Genomic DNA, 17955 nt, shown 5'->3' on the forward strand with positions numbered 1-17955 from the left:
GTTAAAGTCGAATGCACTCATTCGATGCGGGCAATTTCAGTCATCGAGGTGGGAAATGAAAAGATTTGTATCCGTATTAATGTTTATGTCGATTTTTTTCACGATGTTCTCCGCAGTAGGACAAGCTGCAGAGGTCGTACCCAAGCTTTTCTTGAATGGTCAGCAATTGAAATCTGATGTTAATCCGCAAATCATTAATAATGCAACCGTTGTACCTGTGCGGACGGTATCAGAAGGATTAGGCTACCTGATTGATTGGGATAACACGACCAAAACAGCGACAGTAACACATGCCAATAATGTCATAAAGCTAAAGCTGAATGACAATATGGCAGTAGTCAATGACAAAAAGGTTAAAATGGACACGTCAGTTTCTATCATTAAAGGCTACACTTTAGTTCCACTTCGCTTTATTGGTGAACAGTTTGGATTGGATTTTGAATGGAAAGCTGTTGAGAAAGAAGTACATATGTACGAGCAGAACAAAGAACCAACAGATCCGACAGAACCTATTGATCCAGACCCGAATCTTCCTGTGGAAGCAGCAGGCCAGATAACAGACATTTATTACTCTGGCGGAAGCAGCATGACCCTTAATTATGAAGGCACAGTTAAGGCCAACAAGCCAATGCTGCTCGAGAACCCAAAGCGCATTGTGTTCGATTTTCCGAATACTAACTATTCATCAAACTTATCTTCACAGTTTTTGAATGGACAAGTTGAGGTTAATGTAACAGACAGCACTTATTTGCAAGGTTATCGTTATTCCTTATTTTCGAACACACCAGCTACCGCTCGCTTAGTCATTCTTATTGGCGATAATACCGGTTATGTGATGACTGAGGAAGCAGGAAAAATTCAGTTTAGCCTAATGTCTGCTGCAGACGTTCCTGGTACTCCGCCGATTACAGATCCAGTAACTCCTCCATCATCCAAAGTCTACAACGTTGTTCTTGATGCGGGACATGGCGGCTCAGACCCGGGTGCAGCGAGTGTATTGAAGAAACCGGAGAAAGAATTTACGCTTAGTATCGCACTTAAGATGAAGGCGTTGCTTGACAAAGAAAGCAAAATTAAAGTTCATTTAACTAGAACGGGGGATACATACCCGACTCTAGATGATCGCGTCAAGTTTGCAGAAAGCATAAAAGCCGATTTATTTATGTCTATTCATGCCAATAGTGGTGTAAGCTCCGCAACAGGAACTGAAACCTACTATTATCGTGATAACAGCAAAGCGTTTGCTAGTGTTATTCACAAGCATCTAATTGCGGCAACCGGTCTTAAAGACCGCGGCGTCAAGAAAGAAGCTTATAAAGTGATCAAACAAACGACGATGCCAGCCGTACTAATCGAAGCAGGCTTCCTATCCAACGCAAACGATGCAAAAATGTTATTTGATGATGCGGCGCAAAACAAAATAGCTGCTGAACTGGTTGCAGGCATCAAAGAGTACTTAAATGTAAAATAGAAAGCAGGTGTTCAGTGTTATGAAAACTTTCAAAGCACGCGGGCTGCTTGCTGTCATTATATTATCCGCTGCGCTTGCAGGATGCGGAGTTCAGGATAAGCAGGGAAATCAACCAGGCAGCACGGTATCGCCTACAATTTCACCTTCGCCTTCTCCTGAGCCAACTCCCGTATTAAACGAACTAGATGCTATTATTTATTTAACCGATGCTGAACTAACTGAAACAGTAGAGCATCCAGTCAAGCTAACCTATGAAACGGATATTGATCTGGTCAAAGCAGCAATTGCTGAACTGCAAAAAGATGCTGACGAGAATAAATTATCTTTATGGAAACGGATTGAGGTTAAATCCGTACAACTATCAGACGGGCTTGTTACACTGGATATTCATTTGCCTGATGAAGCGCGGCTTGGCGCGCCAGGCGAGACGTTTGTCATTCAGACGCTTCAAAAAACATTGTTTCAATTCGATGCTGTAAAATCAATCAATCTGCTTGTCGATGGACAAAAGGTTGAAACGCTAATGGGTCATGTCGAGCTCGAATATCCAATGAACAAGCAATAAGCAAAAATTATGAATGGCTTCGTTCCATCCTAGCAATAGGTTGGCGAAGCCGTTCTGCATGAGTTATTACATACTAATCAGGGGGAATATCTACTTATGACAATGCAATTTGCGAGCAAAAAGATTTTGATTGGAGCGCTAGCGTTTTCTCTAGTTGCAGGAAGCGGGGTAATCATTCCTGCTTCATATGCCTCAGCAGCCTCCGGATATACAACACCATTTACCGATGTAAGCAGTGGTCATTGGGCAGAGAAGCATATTGCTAAGCTTGCATTGCAAGGAATTATTGAAGGAAATAAGACATCAAGCGGAGCTGCTATATTCCGTCCGAAAGAAAATGTGAGTCAGCAAGAGGCTGTGCTTATGGCTCTTCGATTCGCAGGATTGGATAAAAAAGCAGATAAAGATGCAATTATCGGTTTTCCTAATTCTTTTTCCGTAAGCACATATTTTAAGCCGTATGTAACGTTAGCTTTCCAAGAAGGCCTGCTTGATCAGGTGGAAGAGTTCGGAATCGCAGCTAAAGATCCTAAAATCGCTTGGGGGACTAAGCCAGCTACCCGTGAATGGGTAACGAAGCTTATGGTTCGTGCCATTCAGCAAGAGGAAGAAGCGGTACGTTTGCAAAATACAGCCTCGACTTTCGCGGATGCAGCGCAAATCACTTCTATTTATAAGGGTTATGTGAATGCCGCTTCCAAGCTTGAGCTTGTAAAGGGTGTAACGGCAGACAAATTTGTTCCTAAAGCGAATGTGGATCGTGCGAGTCTGGCTACGATGTTCAGCCGTGCGGAGAAGCTGTTCCCGGTTGCATATGAAGGTCAAGTAAACGGGATTGCAACTAAAATAACAGATACTCAAATTACTGTTTACAGCGACAAGAAGGAAATCAACTATAGCATCAATTCAGATACTTTATTTTATCACTACAATACAGAAACACCGATTACGAGACAGCAGCTTCTTGAATACGGAGATGTAACGGTCATTGCGAAGGATGGAAAGGCGCTTTACGTTGAAGTGAAAGGCGATAAAACTTACACTAAAACGACGTCTGGAACGTTGGATCGTGTTATCGCAGATGAGAAGAAGTTATATGTATGGATTAACAATAAGCCTGTTGAATTTTTCTATAATGATTCAGTAGTCGTCGTTGATACGGATGGCAAACCGCTAGCATTAACCTCAATTAAGAGAGACAGCCAAATAAGCATCGTACAAGATAGCTTCCGCGATGCGCCGGCAACACTAAAAATTATTGCATCGACGCAGGCGTCGGCAACGAGTGTTAAAGGTACATTCTACGGTTCGACAGGTGATTTGATCACTGTCATGGAGGGTACAACACTTGTATCTAAATTGATGGCAGATACGGTTTCCGTTGAAATTGAAGGCATTAATGGAGCAACAATCGGCGATTTAATTAAAGAAGCAGATCAAGTAGAGCTTACGCTTAATGATGCAGATAAAGTAACAAAAGTGAAAGTAGTTAACCGCAATGTGAAAGTCGTTGCTGGTGCGCAGGTCGCCGCTTTTGTTTACGATAAAAAGTTATTGACCATTCTTGATGCAAATGGTAACAACGCCCAAGCGCTTTATTTTACGGATAAAACTCGAATTGAATACAGCGGCAACGTTATTTCATTAGCTTCTGCTAATAGCTTACTAACCGTGAACAGAAAAATTGTTATCAGCTATACAGGAAATTCGATCGTATCCCTGCAATTTTTAACTAAATATACAGGTACTTTATTATCAATGAATTCACAAAGCAACTTGATGAACATTAAATTGGAGAACGGCGCTACATTGTCGCTTCCATATAATACTGCATACGTTGAGCATGCTGCCATAGCAAATGCAGCTTACAGCGATCTGAAGGCAGGCGATCAACTTACGCTTGATTTGAGCAGCAACCAAGATCGTGTTGCAACGATTAGAGTCCATACAAATGCTCAATATGATGTGATGTCTGTAGACGTAATCAACAAAAAAATTCGTGTTAAAAATGCAATGACATCCGCATTTGATCTAAATGTGCTAGGTACAGAATTGGTTAACGAAGCTGGAGCGAAGCTTGCGATTGAACAGATTACTCCGGGCTCTATTATTACTGTTAACTACTTAGGAAAAGAAGCCGTTCGTGCACGCACTATTTCTGTTACTTATGGCAAGGTACAATCCATATCAGCAAACAGTGTCACTATTGTAGACCTTGTAGGTCAAACTGTTGCTTATAATGGAGATGCTGGGTTCGTTATCGTAAAAGGAGCCACGCAAGGAACAGCAACGAGCCTGCTTACTGTGGGTGACTATGTTGAGGTTCAGAAGCTTGAAGGCAACAAAACGCAACTGACGGTAGCTGTTGGGGAGAGCCGGGTATTTACGAACTTCAATGCGACTGCATCACAAGTGTGGACGGAAAAAACAACAGATGCGGATAACCGGAATTATTTTAATGTAAACAGCCAGACCAAATACATTTTAAATGGAAATTCGGTTTCAGTTACAGCTTTCAAGTCAGGCGACACGATTACAATCTATGGCTTTAGAAACTATGCAATTGCAATCGTTAAGTAGCTTTTTAACGAAATTTTCATCAATTATAGGCTGAGATATTCATTTTTTGTGAAAAAACTGCCCTTAGGGGCAGTTTTTTTATAGAATATGCTTGTTTACGGTTGCGAAGCGTGACAAATTTCGCTACACTTTGAACGATAGTGTTTGATTAGGGGAGAGGACGATGGTTGCGAAACAAAAAATGCGTCATGTGCTAGACATTATTGCGGACATGTTTCCAGATGCACACTGTGAGCTTAATCACAGCAATCCGTTTGAGCTTACAATAGCAGTACTGCTGTCTGCGCAATGTACGGATGAGACGGTCAATAAGGTGACGGTGAACTTATTTCAAAAGTATAAGTGCCCCGAGGATTATTTGAGCGTACCGCTGGAAGAACTAGAGCAGGACATTCGCCGCATCGGCTTGTTTCGAAGTAAAGCATCAAATATACAAAAGCTTTGCCGTATTGTCATAGATAAATATGACGGGAAAGTGCCTGAAAGCCATGAAGGTCTGACCGAGCTGCCAGGTGTAGGGCGGAAGACGGCTAACGTCGTCATGTCTAATGCATTTGGTGTGCCTGCCATCGCTGTTGATACGCATGTGGATCGTGTAACGAAGCGACTGGGATTCGCTAAGGCCGAAGACAGTGTCCTAGAGGTAGAGAAGAAGCTGATGAAACTCGTTCCGCGCGAGGAGTGGACATTAACCCACCACAGACTCATCTTTTTCGGCCGCTATCACTGTAAAGCGCAAAGCCCGCAGTGTCCAATTTGTCCGCTGCTTGATTTGTGCAAAGAAGGTAAACAACGTATGAAGCCAGGTTTTAAAACCAAAAATAAGAGTATAAAACCTAAAATAGCCAGTGAAGGATGATGAACATGAACTGTATTTCCGTGTACACAAACAATTTTGAGCTTTTTTCTGATATTTATGAGCAAGTGCTTGAGTCTCCGCCAGAGGAGCACGAGGATATCCTTGTAGAAGGCATTACAGTTAGCGGCTCAGGCGACGTGCCTGATCAATACATCGAGCGTATGCGCATTAAACCTGAGGTTGTTGTGATGAGAGATAAAGAGCGCAACATTATGATCTTGCAACATGGCAACGTATTTGAAATTTGTTTGCCGTCTGAAGAAGAGCAAGCCGTTTAAGGAGAAGCAAATGACAGAAACAACCGTGCAAAGCATAGCAGGAGCTATATCCGAAGCAGCTGGTTTAATGTCAGCTGCAGGAGATACATTACATGCCAAGCAAGCACAGGAGCTAAACAGTAAGCTGACCGATGGTCGGCTTACTGTCGCTTTTTGTGGACATTTTTCAGCTGGCAAATCAACTCTCATTAATCGTTTATGCGGAACTAAGCTGCTTCCTTCAAGTCCAATTCCAACAAGCGCGAACGTTGTGTCTATTCGCGGCGGGGATCGTGCTTATGCAGCTGTTGAAACCGTAAAGAATGGTGTGGCTTCCAAAGCGGAAGTTCCGATCGACCAGCTTGACCGCTATTGTGTCGATGGCGAGCAATTTACTTCTGTATCGATCGTATATCCGTCCGAGCTTTTAGGAGATCATACCGTGCTTCTCGATACGCCTGGCATTGATTCAACTGATGATGCACACCGGATGGCAACCGAATCCGCGCTGCATCTTGCAGACGTCGTTTTTTATGTCATGGATTATAATCATGTGCAGTCTGAAATCAATTTTTCTTTTGCGAAGCAATTGAAGGATTGGGGAAAGCCCTTATATTTTATTGTGAATCAGATTGATAAGCATCGTGATCGCGAGCTTTCTTTCGCAAGCTATCGTCAAAGCGTTGAGGATGCGTTTCACGCTTGGCACTTGGAGCCGGCGGGGATCGTTTATTTGTCGTTGCGCGAGCCAGAACATCCTCATCAAGAGTGGGAGCAACTGCTTGAGCTGCTAGATAAACTACAAACGATCCGCAAACCGCTTTGTGTGTACAGTGTAGAAGCGTCATTGCGCCATGTAGCTGATGGACATATGAAATGGAGCGAGCAGCAAGCGGAGCCTGAGCGTGAACGGCTTCTTGCTGAGGCAGGCGGTGTTGAGGCTGTTGCCCTTGTCACAACACAGATGGATCAGCTGAAACAGAAGATCAGGCAAGTTTCGGAGCAGAAAGAGGTTTACCGGGCGCAGCTTCGCAAAGAGCTGCAAACGCTTCTGGATAATGCGAATATTACGCCAGCGGGACTGCGTGATTTGGCTCAAACGTTTCTGGAGAGCCGTAAGCCTGGTTTTAAAGCGGGGCTGCTTTTTGCGGCAGCTAAGACTGCTGCTGAGCAGGAACGGCGCTTGCTGGCGTTCAGCGAGGAATTAAACAGTTTAATTAGCGCTTCGATCGACTGGCATGTGAAGCATCTGCTGCGTACGGAAGCAGAGCGTATAACATACGATGGCGAGCTGCTGGAATCGGAGCTCGCGCGGAACTTGGCTTGGCTGCCGGATTCGGAGTGGCTTATTGCGAGGGTGAAACCTGGCGCCGTCATCAGCAACGAATATACGATGACGTTCAGCCGCGATCTAGCCGCGGATGTGAAGGCCGTTTATCGCCAGCGCGCGCTTGAGATTATCGATGCGCTGGCAGACCATGCAGCGGCGGTAGGCGAAGCTGCCGCCGCTGAGGCAGAGTCACAGCTTGCTGCACTTCGCGCGCAGGCTGGTGCACTTCATGCGCTTACGGCGCTGGCGAAGCGCGCCGAGGAGCATAAGGCGCGGCTAACTGCCGCGCTGCCTGAGGCGCCGGCAAGGCCGGCATTGCCAGCACCGCGCGCAGCTGTGGCTGGCGGGGGCACTGCCGCGCAAGCTGGCAGCGACGCTGCTGAAGCGCGGGGTGTGCTTGCGAGCGAGAGCGGGCGAAGCGCGCAAGCGGGGCAGCATCATGCGGCAGCAGGGCGAAGCGCCCTAGCTGGCGGAGCAGCTTTGGCGCAGCAGCACAGCGCTGCAGCGCGCTTAGCCAGCGCCGCGGAGCTGCTGGCGCCGCATGCTGCGCTTGCGGCTGCTGCGCAAGCGATGAGCGATAAGGCGAAGCGGCTGCAAGACAGCCGCTTCACCATCGCATTATTCGGCGCCTTCAGCGCCGGCAAATCATCGCTTGCGAACGCGCTGATCGGAGAACCGGTGCTGCCGGTTTCTCCTAATCCGACGACGGCAGCGATCAACCGACTCGTGCCCCCTACGGCGGAGCACGGTCATGGTACAGCGCGCATTGTCATGAAGACGCGCGCTGCCATTATCGATGATGTGCGCTATTCCCTAGCGCTCCTCGGTGAAAAAGAGCAGCAGTCTGATGACGCTGCTCTCATGCTGGCGATCGATCGCCTATCTCCGGATTCCATCGGAGCTGGCGGTCGCCCGCATTTCAGCTTCCTGCGCGCAGCCCGCGCAGGCTGGGCAGAGCATGAACCGCTGCTCGGTCAGCAGTTGTCGGTCGATCAAGCGGAATACGAAAAGTACGTTGCTGAGGAATCTCGTTCCTGCTTCGTGAGTGAAATTGAGCTGCATTATGACTGCGCATTGACGGCGCAGGGTATCGTGCTCGTTGACACGCCAGGAGCGGATTCTGTAAATGCTAGACATACGGGCGTAGCCTTCAATTATATTAAAAACGCCGATGCAGTTTTGTTTGTCACGTATTACAATCACGCCTTCTCGCAAGCTGATCGTCAGTTTCTGATGCAGCTTGGCAGGGTGAAGGATCAGTTTGAGCTTGATAAAATGTTTTTCCTTGTTAACGCAGCCGATTTGGCGGCAGATCAGGAGGAGCTTACAGGAGTGCTAAAGCATGTAGAGACGAATTTGCTGCAGCATGCAATTCGCTCTCCTCGCTTATTCCCTGTATCGAGTTTGCAGGCGCTGGACGGTAAACTAGATGGAAATGCAGAGCTGCTGCAACGCTCCGGCATTGAAGCTTTCGAGCAATCATTTCTTTCCTTTATTCAGAACGATCTCGGACGGCTAGCTATTGATGCCGCTGAGCAGGACTTGAAACGAGCGGCAGCGACAGTTGCCGGCTGGCTTCAAAGCGCAGAGGGCGATGCAGCTGGGCGTGAAGCTGAGCTTGTTGCGCTGCTGCAAGCGGTGAATGAAGCGAAGATCGATATATCAGCGCTTCAAACCGGAACGATCCCTGAGCAGCTAAAGCAGGAGCTTAGTGAGCTATTGTATTATGTCGTTCAGCGTATCCAATACCGTTTTGGTGAGTTTTATAACTTAGCCTTTAATCCGGCCTCCTTGCAGGATGATGGACGTGACTTGCGCAAAGCCATTTGGACATCTTGGCTGGAGCTGCAGCGGCTCGTCCAGCTGGAGCTGTCACAGGAGATGCTGGCAACCTCGCTTCGTATGGAGCGAGGCATTCATACGCAGCTGCAAAAGCAATATATTCATACTGCGCAGCGTTTAGAAAATTCAATTTCCGCGTATAGTGCTGTTCCTTATGCGCCAGCTGCTTTGCCAACGCCAGATGAGCCGACCGCTTGGGAAGCGGATAACGTTGATGCGAAGCTGCTTTGGAGCCGTTTCAAATCACCGCGTCAATTTTTTGAAGGCGAAGGCAAATCGATTCTTCGCAAAGAGCTTGAAGCGCTGCTTGCTCCTTCATTAAATGGATGGATGTCCGAGCAAACGCTCTTGTGGACATCGCTTTACGAGCAAATTTGGCAGAAAGCGGCTGATCAAGCTGGTAAACAGCTGCAAGACGATATGCTTGCCTATGAAAGCGGCAAACGAATCTCGTTGTCCGGCAGTGCGGACACGGCTGAGCTGAAGCAGCTGTATAATCAATTGATTCATATCTAATTGTCAATGAATACGGATTGTTCTATCGCATTAACAGCTGAATGCTTTTGCGAGCGTGTAAAACGCTTGCAAAAGCTTTTTTTTATTTAGTGTGTTTTTGTGCAAAAATTGAGTAATAGGCACATATTTGTCATGATTTGCGACCAATTGGGAGTATTAACCGTTTCCAATTTAGATAACGAGTCAATAAGCGGTTTATAACAGGTATATGCATATTTATACTGTTTGCTCGCATTTGATGATGCTGATAATATTCATTCATGCTTACAAAATAGATACGGGGAGATGGATTTACTTGGACGTACTAAGGCAGTTGAAAGCATTTTATTGGGCGGAACGAAAGTTTATGTTCACCTCGATATTTTGCTTAATGTGCGCTACGGCGCTCGGACTTGTCTATCCGAATTTACTGCGATACTTGATTGATGATGTCATCACGCCGAAAAAATTCGAGTTAGTGCCGACGCTTGCTTTTACAGTAGTCGGAGTCATTATCATTAAAGGATGCATGCAGTATTTACATGGTTTTTTTGGTGCACGGCTTGGTAACAAAGTGGCATTCCACATGCGGAATGCACTGTACGACAAGCTGCAGACGCTGTCATTTCAATATTATGACAAAGCGAAAACAGGCGATTTGATGTCACGTTTAACAGCTGATTTAGAGGCGATTCGCAACTTTATCGGTTTCGGCTTTGCACAAATCTTGAATATGGTGTTGATGATCTTGTTCGGCGGCGCAATGATGCTCTCTATTCATTGGCAGCTAACATTGATTACATTAGTAACGATACCGCTGCTAGGCTTCGCAGCCATTCGGTTTGAACGCAATATTCATCCAGCGTTCCGCGAAATGCGCCAAGCGATGAGTAATTTAACGACAGCGGTTCAAGAGAATATTACGGGCGTACGCACGGTTAAATCATTTGCACGTGAATCGCATGAGGTATCGAAATTTTCCATACGCAGTGAAGCCTATCAAACGAATCAGGTTGGCGCAGCAAAGATTTGGGCGAAATTTTTCCCTGTAATGGAGCTTGTTGCGAACTTAAGCGCAGTAATCCTGCTTGTAACAGGCGGTATTCTTGTCATTAACGGATCACTGCAGCTCGGTGAATTTGTCGCATTTTTCAGCTTGATTTGGTACATTATCGGTCCGATGTGGGGCCTAGGGTTCCATATTAACAACTACACGCAGTTCAAAGCTTCAGGCGAGCGTGTACTAGGACTGCTGAATGAACATGTTCATGTGAAAAATATTGAGCACGCGATTGAGGTTAGCAGCGGTACCGTAAAAGGTCATGTACGCTTCGATCATGTTACGTTCAGTTATCCTGACAAAACGCCGGCGGTAACCGATTTGGTCATTGATGCGCCAGCAGGCTCTGTCATTGGGTTTCTTGGTGCGACAGGCTCAGGGAAATCAACGATTATTCAATTGTTAATGAGAGCCTATAATGTAAAAACAGGTTCAATTACGCTAGACGGGATTGATATTAAAAATTTGGATGTCGCAAGTCTTCGTTCATTAATAGCTCCCGTGTTTCAAGAAACGTTCTTATTCTCGGCATCGATTCGCGATAATATCGCTTATGGCGTGAAGGATGTAACACCAGAGCAGATCGAGCACGCAGCTAAGCTGGCTAAAGCGCATGACTTCATTTTGGAGCTGCCGCTAGGCTACGATACGATCGTCGGCGAAAGAGGAATGGGCTTGTCCGGTGGACAAAAACAGCGGATTGCCATTGCTAGAGCACTCATAAAAAATCCTAGAATTTTAATTTTGGATGACGCAACAAGCGCGGTAGATATGGAAACCGAGCATGAAATTCAAGCGGGCTTCAAGGAGCTGATGGCTGGCCGCACGACCTTTATTATTGCACATCGGATTTCTTCGCTTAGACATGCCGATGAAATCATCGTATTAGACAAGGGCCATGTCGTTCAGCGTGGTAAACACGCAGAGTTGATTAAGCAGCAAGGACCATACCGCGACACCTACAACATTCAATATGCTGACTATCCGCTTGATGATGCTGCTATAGCTGCGCAAGCGAATGAGCGGAAAGGGAGTACCGTATAATGAGTACGAGTGCCAAAGCAAAAGCTAGCAATAAAAATGAACGTTTCATATACCAAGATGATGAGCTGATTGAAAAGCCCTTTAACTGGGGTCAATTGCGCCGCCTATTCGGATATATGAAGCCTTACACCAAACAATTAATGCCCGTCATCGTTATGATGATTCTTGGTACGTTGACACGCCTAGGCGTGCCGGCGCTTGTCATTTTGGCAATTGACGAAGCGATTGCTCCTGAGCAAGGTGAAACAAGTGTACCAAAGTTGATTACTATTGCAAGCATTATGCTGGTCTTATATGTTATTCAATGGGCATCGAATACGTACCGAATCAAATATACGAATATCATTGGGCAAAAAGTTATTTATGATCTCAGAAATCATTTATTCCAGCATATTCAAAAGCTAAGCTTCCGTTTTTACGACAAGCGCCCAGCAGGCTCAGTACTCGTTCGTGTCACGAATGACGTAAATGCACTGCAGGATTTGTTTACAAACGGTGTCGTCAACTTATTGATGGACTGTGTGCAATTGTTCGGTATCGTCATTATTTTGCTCGTATGGAACTTTAAGCTTGGCCTTGCGGTCATGATAACCGTACCGTTAATGTTCATTGTATCGACGACTCTGCGCAAAAAGATTCGTTTTGCATGGCAGGATGTGCGCATTAAGCAGTCCCGTATTAACTCTCATTTAAATGAAAGTATTCAAGGGATGAAGGTAACGCAAGCGTACGTGCAAGAGAAAGACAATATGAGCTTCTTCGATCATATGAATACGATCAACAATAAATCATGGAACCGAGCGTCATCCCTTAACCAAACGTTCGGCCCTGTAATCGAGATCACTTCAGCAATCGGTACTTTTATTCTATTCTGGTATGGCTCCCACCTCATTCAAATAGGTGCGATTACCGTTGGATTGCTTGTTGGTTATGCCAACTATATCGGCAACTTCTGGGACCCGATCAACCGACTAGGACAAATGTACTCCCAGCTGCTTATTGCGATGGCTTCATCAGAACGGATTTTTGAATTTATTGATGAAGAACCAACTGTAGCTGAACTAAAGGTTGCAAAGCCGCTTCCGAAAATTGTTGGCGCTGTAAAGTTCGACCATATCGTGTTCGAATACGAGAAGGGAAGGCCAGCACTCAAGGGCATCACCATCGATGTAAAAGCAGGACAATCGATAGCGCTCGTAGGGCATACTGGTTCAGGAAAAAGTACAATCATCAACCTATTATGCCGTTTCTATGATCCGGTTGAAGGCCGTGTCCTCATTGACGGCATTGATATTCGTGATGTGACGATCGAAAGCCTGCGCTCACAGGTTGGCATCGTGCTCCAGGATACGTTTATTTTTGCAGGCACGATTCGTGACAATATCCGTTATGGCCGCTTGGATGCAACCGATGCAGAGATCGTAACAGCAGCTCAAGCCGTTAACGCGCATGATTTCATCATGGGGCTACCCGATGGCTATGATACGCAGGTTGAGGAGCGAGGCAACGTGCTTTCCATGGGTCAGCGTCAGCTGTTATCGTTCGCTAGAGCATTGCTAGCTGATCCGCAAATTCTAATATTGGATGAAGCAACAGCCAGCATTGACACTGAAACGGAGCTGAAAATTCAAGAAGCTCTTAAAATTCTTCTAGCAGGCCGCACATCCTTTATGATTGCACATCGATTGTCGACGATTCGTCACGCGGATGAAATTATCGTGCTTGACCACGGTGAAATCGTTGAACAAGGCAATCACGAAGCGTTGCTTGCAAAGCGCGGCGTGTACAACGGCTTGATCGAAGCACAGTACCGTTTTCTTTAAAACGTGAGCTCAATTCATTTCAGCAAATGCATATAAAATAGTTGATTTTTAAGCTTAGAACCTCCACAATGGAAGAAAAAACGAACCGAAACGCTAGTCTCTGCCTTTAGGTCAGAGCTGACGATTCGATTTGCTTCCAGGAGGTTCTTTTTCTTTATGTATGGATCACCCTTAACAACGAATGCTCGCAAGTTGCTCCTGCTAGGCTCTGGTGAGCTTGGTAAAGAGGTCGTGCTGGAGGCTCAGCGGCTTGGCATTGAGACCATTGCTGTGGATCGCTATGATCAAGCACCAGCTATGCAGGTTGCGCATCGCAGTTATACAACGGATATGCTGGATGGGGCTGAGCTTCGCCGAATTATTGAGAAGGAACAGCCTGACTATATTGTTCCGGAAATTGAAGCAATAGCTACAGAAACGCTGCTTGAACTTGAGAAGGAAGGACATCGTGTTATTCCTACAGCACGCGCGGCTTGGCTGACGATGGACCGCGAAGGCATTCGCCGCTTAGCTGCTGAGACATTGGAGCTGCCTACCGCGCCATATCGATTTGCAGACACGTTTGAAGAGCTTTCTCTTGCGGCCGAAACGCTTGGTTTCCCATGCGTCATCAAACCAATTATGAGCTCCTCAGGCAAAGGACAAAGTGTTTGCCGATCTGAAGCGGAGCTTGAAGCATGCTGGAGCTATGCGATGGAAGGTGGACGTGCGAAGAAGCAGCGTGTTATCGTGGAGGGCTTTGTAACATTTGAATCTGAAATTACATTGCTTACCATACGATCAGTTTCGGGTACAAGCTATTGTCCGCCAATTGGTCATGTGCAGAAGGATGGCGATTACATCGAGTCCTGGCAGCCGCATGATATGACTGAGGCTCAAATTGCTCAAGCGGAGTCCATTGCGCAACGCATCACCGATGAGCTGGGCGGTTTTGGTATTTACGGAGTGGAGCTATTCATTACAAAGGATGGCGTCTTGTTTAGTGAAGTATCGCCGCGTCCACATGATACAGGTATGGTAACGATGGCGACTCAGGATCTTTCAGAATTTGCCCTTCATGTTAGAGCTATTCTAGGATTTCCAATTCCAACAATTCGGTTGCTGTCACATGGTGCATCACATACGTTGAAAGCAGACCGTGAATCTACCGATTTCCGCATTGGCGGTATTGAAGAGGCTTTGTCGGTTCCTAATACACAGGTTCGTGTTTTTGGAAAACCAGAAACGAAGGTTGGACGAAGAATGGCCGTTGCGCTGAGCACTGCTCCTGATGTAGAACAAGCACGAGATTTAGCTCGTAAAGCTGCAGAAGCTCTTTACGTATCGTATAATAACGAATAGAAAGTTTATTTTAAGGCAGGTGCAGCAGCTATGGGTAAAAAACAGAAGAAAATAACGTCTTCAGCTCCTAGATCATCATCAAAAAATGCTCCGAAAAATGAGTCGGAAAACGGCTTGACGCTCAAGGATTTATTAAGCAATGAGGTGCTTGGCAAGCTAAAAGCACAAGCGGATGATATGAAGCAGGCTGAAGCATCACGCAAGGAAGAGATTCGCAAACAGGAAGAAGAAAAGAAGAAGCAGGAGCAAAAGCGTTTGGAAAACGATTTCTCTTATTTGCTTGAGAATAGCGACCCTAACTGGTCGAAGCATAAGTAATAGGAAGAAAGTCGCAGTTCGCATTGTTCTCAAAAAAGCACCTTAGGGTGCTTTTTTTGTTCGGAATATCCCTAATACACTAATTTCAAAACTTTTGATACAATCTTATTTTTTATGATTTTCTTTTGTTTCAAAATGCATGCAAGGTTTGCCAGATGAGCGAAAAACCATTATGCTCGGCAGTACGCTTGTTTTAAATCCAAAGGCTCTGCAGCCTTTAGGTGCACTTGGCTCCCATGTAATAAAATAATGTTTGCATTTCAAACAATCAATGCGTTCATTCGTATTCATTCAGCTACCTCGAATATGATTTTGGGTGTGGATTTGAATCGTAAACCATATTACGAAGGTTGAACATTAAAGTCAATCCTAATCGATTAATTTGGCAAGGCTGTGCCTCACAATCGTCTTTTTTAATACAAATTGTTATCATTCATACATAAATCTAATGATTCTGCAAAACATGCTAACAACAGTTATTATAGCGGTTTGTGTGCATTCCATTTTATTTCGAAGGATTTAGCTAATGTCATTGCAGTAAATTCTCCATGTACGACAAGCGTATAACGCAATGTTTCGTGGTCGAAGCTGGTAGAAATGCTCAAACCGTGGATATACACGAATAAATTAAGCGTTTTATTGATAATGAGTTGTAGAAATTGTGGAACAAAAAAAGTTTTTTTGTTATTGTGTTAATTATGCTTGCGCTTATTCCGATTATTACATACGCTGAGCTGTAGGTTATGAATAAGTAGTGCTGCTGTTGAAACAAGACAGGAAACTATAGAACACCTCACAACAAAACGTTGGAAGGTTCTGTTAAGCAAGGATAGTGTGTTATCCTTATATGTATCTCTTATGACCATTAACAAAATAAGGCTTGAAGATCGTGCAATTGCACTAATCGTTTTTTTTGGAGACTTTACGAAACATGACAAATTGAATTAAAATAGCTTGAAGATACGGAAACGTGATTATAGATAGGGGGACGCTCATGTCTGAGCAAACAGATCTCTTCGCAAATACAGCGGCCGCAGACCGAAATTATGAGGCCGATGATATACAGGTGCTTGAAGGGTTAACAGCAGTTCGTAAAAGACCGGGCATGTACATAGGAAGTACAAGCAGTTCGGGTTTGCATCATCTCGTTTGGGAAATTGTCGATAATGCAGTCGATGAGCATTTGGCTAAATTTTGTTCGGCCATTGAAGTGACGCTGCACAAGAACGGAGCAGTAACGGTACACGATAACGGGCGTGGTATTCCTACCGGCATGCATAAGACCGGTATTCCTACTCCGCAAGTCGTATTTACGATTTTGCATGCGGGAGGTAAATTTGGCGGCGGCGGATATAAGAAATCCGGCGGTCTACACGGCGTTGGCGCATCCGTTACAAATGCTTTGTCAGAATGGCTTGAGGTTGATATTTACCGAGACGGCAAAATTCACAGACAACGCTTTGAATATTGGATCGATGAAGCGGGACGTGAACATGTTGGTGAGCCCGTACGCGGACTTGAGATTATTGGCACTACGAATCGGACAGGCACTAAGGTTACTTTTAAGCCGGATGGCCGCGTGTTCCAGAATGGCACAACATTAAGTTATGATACGCTGGCTGAGCGTTTGCAAGAGATTGCTTTTCTAAACTCTGGATTAAAGGTAACAATTAAAGACGACCGCAGCGGCAAGCAAGATGTGTTTCATTATGAAGGCGGAGCTCGTCAATTCGTTCAGTTTTTGAATGAAGAAAAGACTGTGCTGCACGATGTTATTCATTTTGCTAGTGAGCGCGATGATATTGAGGTGGAGGTAGCCCTCCAATACAATGACGGATACACGGAGACGATTGCTTCCTTCGTCAATTCCATTCCGACACGCGGCGGCGGTACGCATGAAACCGGTTTTAAAACCGCATATACTCGCGTCATGAACGACTATGCCCGTAAAGCTGCGATGCTTAAGGAGAAAGACAAAAACCTTGAAGGCAACGATTTGCGCGAAGGCATGATGGTCGTTATTAATATCAAAATGTCTGAGGTTGAGTTTGTCGGACAAACAAAAGACCAGCTCGGAAGCTCATCTGCACGAAGCGCTGTTGACGCAATCGTCTCGGAGAAGATGCAGGTGTTTCTTGAGGAAAACCCTCAAATCGCACAAATGCTGTTAAAGAAATCACTTCAAGCCTCGAAAGCGAGAGAAGCAGCACGCAAAGCACGTGAGGAAATCCGCAGCGGCAAGAAGCGGAGCGAGAGCTCAAATCTAAATGGCAAACTAACTCCTGCACAGTCAAAAGATATTACTCGCACGGAATTGTTTATTGTGGAAGGGGATTCAGCTGGCGGTTCAGCTAAGCAGGGCCGTGACTCGAAATATCAAGCGCTGCTGCCGCTTAAGGGAAAACCGATGAATCCGGAGAAAGCCAAGCTCATCGATATTTTGAAAAACGACGAGTACAAGGCCATCATTTCTGCAATAGGGGCAGGTGTGGGTTCTGAGTTTGTCGCTGAGGAATGCAACTATAATAAAATTATTATTATGACTGATGCGGATACAGACGGTGCTCATATCCAAGTGCTTCTTCTTACTTTTTTCTACCGTTATATGAAGCCGTTAATCGATTTGGGACGCGTTTATATCGCTCAGCCTCCGCTTTACAAAATTACACGTAAATCAGGCAAGCTGGAAACGATTCGTTATGCGTGGACAGATGAGCAGCTTCAAAACTATTTGAAGGAATACGGTAAAAATTATGAGCTTCAGCGTTATAAAGGGCTTGGTGAGATGAATCCTGATCAATTGTGGGAAACGACGATGGATCCAGAGAAAAGAACGCTTCTTCAGGTACAAATCGAGGATGCAGCCAAAGCAGAACGCAGAGTATCAACGCTTATGGGAGATAAGGTAGATCCGCGTAAACGTTGGATTGTTGAGAATGTCGATTTTATGGAATATGAGGAATAGGGGGA

Annotated in this window: 11 protein-coding genes; all 11 read left to right on the plus strand. The window is 45.4% G+C overall.

Annotated elements, in window-relative coordinates; translation table 11 throughout:
- Positions 1 to 55 precede the first annotated feature (55 nt).
- Entirely contained in the window at positions 56 to 1471 is a 1416-nt protein-coding gene (locus tag BK120_RS01670; protein WP_076265727.1) for an N-acetylmuramoyl-L-alanine amidase, read from the plus strand.
- A 19-nt stretch (positions 1472 to 1490) separates the two neighbouring features.
- On the plus strand, positions 1491 to 2036 hold the full coding sequence (locus tag BK120_RS01675) for a GerMN domain-containing protein (protein ID WP_076265728.1): 546 nt from the start codon (positions 1491 to 1493) through the stop codon (positions 2034 to 2036).
- Between the two features lie 96 nt (positions 2037 to 2132).
- Positions 2133 to 4616: an S-layer homology domain-containing protein gene (locus BK120_RS01680; RefSeq protein ID WP_076265729.1), complete on the plus strand. Its 2484-nt coding sequence runs from the start codon at positions 2133 to 2135 to the stop codon at positions 4614 to 4616.
- Between the two features lie 163 nt (positions 4617 to 4779).
- Positions 4780 to 5475 (plus strand): endonuclease III, encoded by a 696-nt coding sequence (nth, locus tag BK120_RS01685; protein WP_076265730.1) that lies wholly within the window; start codon positions 4780 to 4782, stop codon positions 5473 to 5475.
- A gap of 5 nt (positions 5476 to 5480) precedes the next feature.
- Positions 5481 to 5753, plus strand: coding sequence for an NAD/NADP transhydrogenase alpha subunit (locus BK120_RS01690; RefSeq protein WP_076265731.1), 273 nt, complete (start codon positions 5481 to 5483; stop codon positions 5751 to 5753).
- Positions 5754 to 5763: 10 nt separating this feature from the next.
- Positions 5764 to 9420 (plus strand): dynamin family protein, encoded by a 3657-nt coding sequence (locus BK120_RS01695; protein WP_076265732.1) that lies wholly within the window; start codon positions 5764 to 5766, stop codon positions 9418 to 9420.
- Between the two features lie 295 nt (positions 9421 to 9715).
- Positions 9716 to 11503 (plus strand): ABC transporter ATP-binding protein, encoded by a 1788-nt coding sequence (locus BK120_RS01700; protein WP_076265733.1) that lies wholly within the window; start codon positions 9716 to 9718, stop codon positions 11501 to 11503.
- Positions 11503 to 13326 (plus strand): ABC transporter ATP-binding protein, encoded by a 1824-nt coding sequence (locus BK120_RS01705; protein WP_076265734.1) that lies wholly within the window; start codon positions 11503 to 11505, stop codon positions 13324 to 13326. The genes BK120_RS01700 and BK120_RS01705 overlap by 1 nt, the downstream gene beginning before the upstream one ends.
- Positions 13327 to 13482: 156 nt before the next feature.
- Positions 13483 to 14667 carry a formate-dependent phosphoribosylglycinamide formyltransferase gene (gene purT, locus BK120_RS01710; RefSeq protein WP_076265735.1) on the plus strand — a complete coding sequence of 395 codons (1185 nt, stop codon included), beginning with the start codon at positions 13483 to 13485 and terminating at the stop codon, positions 14665 to 14667.
- 30 nt (positions 14668 to 14697) lie between these two features.
- Positions 14698 to 14985, plus strand: coding sequence for a YqkE family protein (locus tag BK120_RS01715; protein WP_076265736.1), 288 nt, complete (start codon positions 14698 to 14700; stop codon positions 14983 to 14985).
- Between the two features lie 994 nt (positions 14986 to 15979).
- Positions 15980 to 17950 carry a DNA topoisomerase IV subunit B gene (gene parE, locus BK120_RS01725; RefSeq protein ID WP_076265738.1) on the plus strand — a complete coding sequence of 657 codons (1971 nt, stop codon included), beginning with the start codon at positions 15980 to 15982 and terminating at the stop codon, positions 17948 to 17950.
- Positions 17951 to 17955 lie beyond the last annotated feature (5 nt).

It is taken from the genome of Paenibacillus sp. FSL A5-0031, assembly GCF_001956295.1.
Classification (GTDB): Bacteria; Bacillota; Bacilli; order Paenibacillales; family Paenibacillaceae; genus Pristimantibacillus.

Bases quoted from the DNA above. Each gene is read 5' to 3' on its own strand.
- BK120_RS01670 (WP_076265727.1), top strand. From the start codon at position 56: ATGAAAAGATTTGTATCCGTATTAATGTTTATGTCGATTTTTTTCACG.
- BK120_RS01675 (WP_076265728.1), top strand. From the start codon at position 1,491: ATGAAAACTTTCAAAGCACGCGGGCTGCTTGCTGTCATTATATTATCC.
- BK120_RS01680 (WP_076265729.1), top strand. From the start codon at position 2,133: ATGACAATGCAATTTGCGAGCAAAAAGATTTTGATTGGAGCGCTAGCG.
- nth (WP_076265730.1), top strand. From the start codon at position 4,780: ATGGTTGCGAAACAAAAAATGCGTCATGTGCTAGACATTATTGCGGAC.
- BK120_RS01690 (WP_076265731.1), top strand. From the start codon at position 5,481: ATGAACTGTATTTCCGTGTACACAAACAATTTTGAGCTTTTTTCTGAT.
- BK120_RS01695 (WP_076265732.1), top strand. From the start codon at position 5,764: ATGACAGAAACAACCGTGCAAAGCATAGCAGGAGCTATATCCGAAGCA.
- BK120_RS01705 (WP_076265734.1), top strand. From the start codon at position 11,503: ATGAGTACGAGTGCCAAAGCAAAAGCTAGCAATAAAAATGAACGTTTC.
- purT (WP_076265735.1), top strand. From the start codon at position 13,483: ATGTATGGATCACCCTTAACAACGAATGCTCGCAAGTTGCTCCTGCTA.
- BK120_RS01715 (WP_076265736.1), top strand. From the start codon at position 14,698: ATGGGTAAAAAACAGAAGAAAATAACGTCTTCAGCTCCTAGATCATCA.
- parE (WP_076265738.1), top strand. From the start codon at position 15,980: ATGTCTGAGCAAACAGATCTCTTCGCAAATACAGCGGCCGCAGACCGA.